Below are 7,237 nucleotides of genomic sequence, written 5' to 3' on the forward strand. Positions count from 1 at the left end.
ATGATCCATGTCCAACCGTGATATATCCCGGCGCTCGTTCCTTCAGGGCGGGCTGGTAGCGGGCGTGAGCGTGACGCTCACGCCATTGAGCAGCCAGGCGCTGGCCGCCTTGATGGAAAACAGCGTGACCGTGCCGTCCGAGCAGTGGCTCGGCAACAACGGCAAGGCGCGCGCCCGTAACGATGCCTTGTCCAAGGTCTGCGGCAGCAAAGTCTTTGCCCGCGACATCCGCGCCAAGGACATGCCGGGCTGGCCGCAGCAGCAGGGCCACGCCATGCTGCTGAAAACCATCAAGGCGGACCACATCTTTGCAGGCATCGACCTGTCCTGGCTCGGTGCCGATTTGCAACCGGACCGCATCGTCACCGCCGAAGACCTGGTCAAGGACGGTATCGTGTTCCCTGAGGAGCACGCGCCCGATCCGCTGTTGCCGGCCGGCAAGGTGCCGATGTTCATCGGGCACCCTGTAGCGATCCTGATCTGGAACGACTTCGAGCGCTTCCGTCAGGCCAAGAACCAACTCAAGTTCAATGACAAGGCGATTCGTTACGGTGCCCAGGTACCGTTCTACGAAGGCGATCCCTACGGAAGCTTCCGCTACGTGCGCGTCGGCRGTGCGACCTCGGCCGACGAAGACGAGTTCGCCAGCCTCAAGGACTCGATCCTGTTCCCGATGCTGAAAAACCGGCGTCCGGTGTGGAACTCCCAGCCGAACCTGCACGGCAACCTGACCGAGCGCGGGTTGTTCTACGCCGACCGTATGAAGCAGCAGATCGATACGCCGCCGGACAACTGGCTGGTGTTCGACGAACGCTACAAGACCCCGTCGATCGAGCCGGCCGCCCTGGAGCCGGACAACGGCAACGGCTGGTACGACCCGGTCACCAAGACCCTGCATTTCGTCGTCGCTACCCAATGCCCGCTGGAAGCCGCGACCGAGACCGCGAAGATGATCGCGCCGTCGCGTTTCGGCCTGGCCAACCTGAACATGCACCCGGGTTATACCGTCGGTTACGGCTCCAAAGACCACAACATTTTCGTCTACTACGCAGCTCTAGCAGCGTTGTACGGCGCCGGTGTACCGGTGCGCCTGGCCAACGACCGCTACGAGCAGTTCCAGAGCGGCATCAAGCGGCACCCGTTCGACATTCGCTATCAATTGGCGGTGGACAAGACCGACCACAGCTTCAAGATTTTCCGCTCCGAGATGAGCGTCGACGGTGGCGGGCGGATCAACTACAGCCCGTCAGTGGCGGCGGTGGGCGCAACGGCGGCACAGTCGATCTACTACATGCCGCAGAACGATCTGCAGGTCACGGCCTATCACTCCCGCGCCGTTGAAGCCGGGTCGATGCGTGGCTATGGCACCCTGCAAAGCATGGCGGCGACCGAGATGATGGTCGATGAAATCGCCGGTCGCCTCGGTGTCGATGCCATTGAGCTGCGCCGCAAGAACGCATTGCGCTCGGGCATGAAAAACACCCAGGGCGCGATCCCGGCAGGTGCCTTGCGCCTGCACGAGATTCTCGACAAGGCGGCCGTCCACGACACCTGGAAAAACCGCGACGCGATCAAGAAACAACGCGAAGCCGCCGATCCGGACAACTGGTACGGCGTGGGTTTTGCCATCTGCCAGAAAGACTTCGGTACCGGTTCCGAAGCGCCGATGGCCAGCATCGAATTCACTGCCGAAGGTCGCATCAGCCTGCGCCACATCGGTATCGAAATCGGCACCGGCATGTCCACCTCCCAGGCCATGGTCGTGGCCGACTTCCTTGGTCTCCCTGCGCACGAAGTGAAGACCGGCGAAACCGAATGGAAAGAGTTGCAGCTGATCAGTGGCGGCAACCCGTACATCATGAGCCAGGCCGAGCAGGACAACTTCCTGCGCAATCCACGCTGGGTCGGCAAGGTCGCTTCGGCTTCGTCGGCCACCAACTCGGCGTACTACTTCAGCCACGCCACTCGTGAAGCGGCGCGCGTGCTGTTCAACCACGGCCTGTGGCCGGCGGCGCGGGAGATTTGGCGACAAGGCCCTTACGGCGGTCAGGCCAACCCTTACGTGGTGCGCCGCGAAGACGCCCATTGGGTCGACGGCAAGCTCACGGCCAACGGCATGGAGCCACTGCCATTCGCCATGCTCGCCAAACGTGTTCACGAGCGTGGCCTGGTAAGCGGCGCCACCGTGCACGGTTTCAACCGCTGGAGCTGGGCCGAGGCCGAGTTCAGCATCGACGGCGTACGTGAGCGCTTGCCGCTCGATGGCCTGGCCGTGAAGTACGGCGACGGTGCACCGAAGGCGAAGAAGGCGCAGATGAACAGCGCCGGTTTCCATCTGCTGGATCGGCAGAACATCGCCTACCCGGCAACCCAGTTGAACAACGCGGCGGTGACTTACTACAGCCCGGTGGCGACGCTGGTGGAAGTGAAGGTCAACAAGGGTTCGAACGAAGTGTCGGTGCTCAACCACCACTCGTGGGTCGAGTGCGGTCGGGTGCTGGTGGAAGAACTGGTCAGGGGCCAGCTCGAAGGCGGGATCGCCATGGGCATCGGCCACGCGCTGATGGAGGAAATGCCGTTGTACGAAGGTGGTCCGGGGGAGGGTGACTGGAACTTCAACCGTTACCGCCTGCCGATGGCGCGTCACGTCGCGGTGTGGAAACAGACGGCGGACATCCTGCCGCCACTCTCGCCGAGCGACCCGTCCAAGGGCATCGCCGAGGTGGTGATGATCCCGGTGGTCGGCGCCATCGGCAACGCCGTGGCCCATGCCATCGGTAAACGTGTCCGCGACCTGCCTATCACTTCTGCACGCATCAAGGAGGCCCTCAATGGCTAACCGTCCGCTTCAACTGACCCTCAACGGTCAATCCGTCGGCCCGGTGGACATCCCTGATGACCTGCCGATGATCGACTACCTGCACGAATACAAGAACCTCACCGGTTCGCGCCTGGGCTGCGGCCAGGGCATCTGCCACGCCTGCGTGGTGATCGTCGACAACCCCGACGGCACCAGCGAAGAAGTGCGCACCTGCATCACTGGCGCACACTATTTCGAAGGCAAGAAAGTGCGGACCATCGAAGGCCATGCGACCCGCGACGAGCAGGGCAAGGTCACCGAGCTGAACCCGATCCAGCAGCGCTTCGTCGACGAATTCGCCTTCCAGTGCAGCTACTGCGCGCCGGGCTTCGTGAATGCCGCGACCGTGCTGGTGGAAAAGCTGCAGCGTCAGCCCATCGTCAAAAGCCAGCTGGAAAAAGTCATCGAGGACAGCCTCGGTCATCACATCTGCCGTTGCACCGGGTACGTGCGCTACTACAGCGCCACCCGCAACGTGCTGACCGATCTCGGCCTGGTCAAGGAGGGTTAAGCATGAAGCTTCTACTTGGCCGCCTGGCATTGGCGGTAGGTCTGGCTGCGCCTGTGGTGGTGGCTCACGCGGATGATGCGCAGGTCAAGCAAGGCGAATACCTCGCCCGCGCCGCCGACTGCATGGCCTGCCACACCGCACCGGGTGGCGCACCCTATGCGGGCGGCCTGCCGATCGTGTCGCCGTTCGGTACGATCTACGGGACCAACATCACCCCGAGCAAAGAGCACGGCATCGGCTTGTACAACGATGACGAGTTCTTCGCCGCGCTGACCGCAGGCAAGCGCCGTGATGGCGCCAACCTGTATCCGGCGATGCCGTACACTTCGTATCACCTGATGCCGCGCGCAGATTCCGACGCGATTCATGCCTACCTGAAAACCGTCGAACCGATCGAGCGCGCCGCGCCGGTCACCAGCCTGAGCTTCCCGTTCAATGTGCGCCTGGGCCTGATGGGCTGGAACATGATGTACGGCAAGGACGTGAAGCTGGAGCCTGCCGAAGGCAAGAGCGAAGCCTGGAAGCGTGGCCAGTACATGGTCGACGTGCTGGGTCACTGTGGTGAATGCCACACCCCACGCGGCTTGCCGGGCGCGATGCAGCAGGACAGGCGCATGACCGGTGGCATTCTCAATGGTTATCTGGCGCCGAGCCTGCTGGCCACTGACCTGGCGGCCCGTGGCTGGAATCATCAGGACCTGAGCTCGTTCCTCAAGCACGGTATGAGCGCCCAGGGCACGATGTTCAATGAGATGTTCCCGGTGTTCCACAACAGCACCCAGGGCCTCAGCGATCCGGATCTGGCGGCGATGGCGACTTTCCTGCTCGGCGATCAGCCGCCGGCGGCGAGAATGCTCACCGAAGTGCCGTTGGACAAGCTGAGCCCGAGCGCCCAGCGCGGCCGTCAGGAATATTTGAATGTCTGCGCCGGTTGTCACGCGCCGGGTGGTGAGGGCAAGCCGCACATCGCCGTGGCCATGCGCGGCAACACCACGTTGCGCCTGGAAGATCCGCGCAACCTGGTGCGGGTGATCGACGACGGTATCGGTGAGCAGAAGTTCTCCGGTTTCGAACACATGCAACCGATGCCAGGGTTCGCCGGGAAATTGAGCGACGAGCAACTCACGGATCTGCTGAACTACCTGCGTCAGGGCTGGGGCGGTCAGCCGAATGATCTGGCGGTGAACGACGTGCAGAAGCTGCGGGCCGATGCGCCGCTCGAGCACAAGGCCCACTGATATGCAGCATCTCGATCTGCAAGTGATACGCCGGGCGCTGGAGTGGTCGGCGGCCGGTCAGCGCATCTGGCTGTGTACGGTGCTGGCCACTTATGGCTCGGCACCGCGCGCACCGGGTTCGCTGCTGGCGGTGAACACGCAGGGGCACTGGATTGGCTCGCTGTCCGGTGGTTGTGTCGAGGAGGACTTTCTCGAGCGAGTCGCCGAGGGCGCGTTTCTGCAGCCGGTCAGCGTTGTTCGTTACGGCGAAGACAACGACCCACGCTCGCGCGTCAGCCTGCCGTGTGGCGGGGTGCTGGATGTGCTGGTCGAGAAGCTGGATGCCGAATGTGACGTGCAGGCGCATCTGTGCGAGCTGGAGTCGGCGCTGTTGGGCCGGCGTCGGTTGATCCGCGAAGTGGATCTGCAAAGCGGTGCGTGCAGCCTGTTCGATGATCGTGAGCAGGGTATGCGTATCGAGCGTGAAATCGACCGGGTGCGCGTGCGCGTCGGCGCGGCCCAGCGCTTGCTGTTGGCGGGGTATTCCAGTGTCGCCCAGGCCTGTGCGGAGTTTGCCGTGGGCCTGGGCTTCGAGGTGATTCTGTGTGATCCGCGGGACGAAGTGCTGGAAGGCGTCGTGCTGGAAAACGTGGAGATTCGCCGTCAACTGCCGTCGATGTTCATCGCTGACGGCGGCTGTCACAGCGACACGGCGGTGGTGGCGTTGACCCACGATCCACGTATCGATGACCTGGCGATGATGGAGGCTGTTCGCACCGAGGCGTTCTACATCGGTGTGATGGGCTCCCTGCAGACCTCGCAAAAGCGCTTCGAGCGGTTGCGGCGAATTGGTGGTCTGGGAGATGCCGAGTTGGCGCGGATTCATGCGCCCATCGGGCTGAACCTGGGCAGCAAGACGCCGGCGGAGATCGCCCTGGCAGTGCTGGCGGACATCCTGCGGATTCGCAGCGGTATCCCTCGGGATCGGCTCTAACCCAAAACCCCTGTGGGAGCGGGTGTACGCAACATCTGCGAATATCCAACAATCATTGTGGGAGCGAGCTTGCTCGCGATGAGGCCGGCACATTCAACAGGGATGTCGCCTGCCAGTCCGCCATCGTCGGATCGCCGCCCGGAGCAAGATCGCTCCCACAATGTATTGCGTGTCGCTTAGTATCCGAACCTGTCCCGCAATCCGTAATACCACGCACCCAATGCCGCAAACGGTGTGCGCAGCATTTGTCCGCCGGGGAACGGGTAGTGGGGCAGGTCGGCAAAGGCATCGAAACGCTCGGCCTGGCCGCGCAGCGCTTCGGCCAGTACCTTGCCCGCCAGGTGCGTGTAGGTCACGCCATGGCCGCTGCAGCCCTGGGAGTAGTAGATGTTGCCGCCCAAGCGTCCGACCTGGGGCAGGCGCGACAGGGTCAGCAGGAAGTTGCCCGTCCACGCGTAATCGATCTTCACGTCCTTGAGCTGCGGGAATGCCTTGAGCATCTTCGGTCGAATGATCGCTTCGATGTTCGCCGGATCCCGAGCGCCGTACACCACGCCGCCACCGAAGATCAGGCGCTTGTCGCCGCTGAGGCGGTAGTAGTCGAGCAAGTAATTGCAATCTTCAACGCAGTAGTCCTGAGGCAGCAGGGTCCTCGCCAGTTCTTCGCCCAGTGGCTCGGTGGTAATCACTTGAGTGCCGCAAGGCATCGATTTGGCGGCCAGTTCCGGCACCAGATTGCCCAGATAAGCGTTGCCGGCGACGATGATGAATTTAGCCCGGACCTTGCCTTGCGGCGTGTGCACCACCGGATTCGCGCCGCGCACGATGCGCACCGCGGGCGACTGCTCGTAAATCGTGCCGCCCAGGGACTCGACCGCCGCCGCTTCACCCAGTGCCAGGTTAAGCGGATGGATGTGGCCGCCACTCATGTCGAGCATCCCGCCGACGTACTGATCGCAAGCAACCACCTCGCGGATGCGACGTTGATCCATCAACTCAAGCTGGGTGTGCCCGAAACGCTCCCACAGGCGCTTCTGGGATTCGAGGTGCCCCATTTGCCTGGCGGTCATCGCGGCGAACACGCCACCGTCTTTCAAGTCGCACTGAATGCTGTATTTGGCGACGCGCTCACGAATGATTCGCCCACCCTCGAACGCCATCTGCCCCAGCAACTGGGCCTGCTTGGGACCGACCGTGCGCTCGATGACATCGATATCGCGGCTATAGCTGTTAACGATCTGCCCACCATTACGCCCGGACGCCCCGAAACCCACCTTGGCGGCTTCGAGCACCGTGACCTTGAAGCCGCTCTCCAGCAGAAACAGGGCAGAGGACAACCCCGTATAACCGGCGCCAATCACACAGACATCGGTCTCGACATCATCCTGCAACGCCGGGCGCGGCGGAACCGCATTGGCCGATGCGGCGTAGTAGGACTCGGGGTAGGGAGTGTTAGCCATCCGGCAGCCTCTGTTTAATATATTTTACGAGTGCGCCGATCGTACCCGAGTTGAAAAACGCCCGCCAGCCACCCGGAAAATCTTCTTTGCACCGGCAAAATTAAATATTTTGCATATTCATAGGGTTAGCTCGAAAAAAGGTGTTGACACCCCTCCGGAATTCCGTAGAATGCCGCCTCACAGCAGGCACGTAGC

Annotated in this window: 5 protein-coding genes; 4 read left to right on the top strand and 1 reads right to left on the bottom strand. The window is 62.5% G+C overall.

Annotated features, from left to right (window positions below; all coding sequences use genetic code 11):
* Positions 1-7: 7 nt before the first annotated feature.
* Genes AC1DVH_RS12175 through AC1DVH_RS12190 form a run of 4 tightly spaced genes read left to right on the top strand, consistent with a single transcriptional unit; the run spans position 8 to position 5,582 of the window.
* A complete protein-coding gene (locus AC1DVH_RS12175; protein ID WP_477754003.1) occupies positions 8-2,839 on the top strand; it encodes a xanthine dehydrogenase family protein molybdopterin-binding subunit in 2,832 nt (943 codons plus the stop codon).
* Positions 2,832-3,371: a (2Fe-2S)-binding protein gene (locus AC1DVH_RS12180; RefSeq protein ID WP_007982256.1), complete on the top strand. Its 540-nt coding sequence runs from the start codon at positions 2,832-2,834 to the stop codon at positions 3,369-3,371. Before AC1DVH_RS12175 ends, AC1DVH_RS12180 begins: the two co-directional genes overlap by 8 nt.
* A 2-nt stretch (positions 3,372-3,373) precedes the next feature.
* Entirely contained in the window at positions 3,374-4,609 is a 1,236-nt protein-coding gene (locus AC1DVH_RS12185) for a c-type cytochrome (protein WP_477754004.1), read from the top strand.
* 1 nt (position 4,610) lies between these two features.
* Positions 4,611-5,582 (top strand): XdhC family protein, encoded by a 972-nt coding sequence (locus AC1DVH_RS12190; protein ID WP_477754005.1) that lies wholly within the window; start codon positions 4,611-4,613, stop codon positions 5,580-5,582.
* 176 nt (positions 5,583-5,758) lie between these two features.
* Here AC1DVH_RS12190 and AC1DVH_RS12195 read toward each other — a convergent pair whose 3' ends face one another.
* On the bottom strand, positions 5,759-7,042 hold the full coding sequence (locus AC1DVH_RS12195) for an NAD(P)/FAD-dependent oxidoreductase (protein WP_477754006.1): 1,284 nt from the start codon (positions 7,040-7,042) through the stop codon (positions 5,759-5,761).
* Between the last annotated feature and the right edge of the window lie 195 nt (positions 7,043-7,237).

Source organism: Pseudomonas sp. P4_C3, from assembly GCF_056402075.1.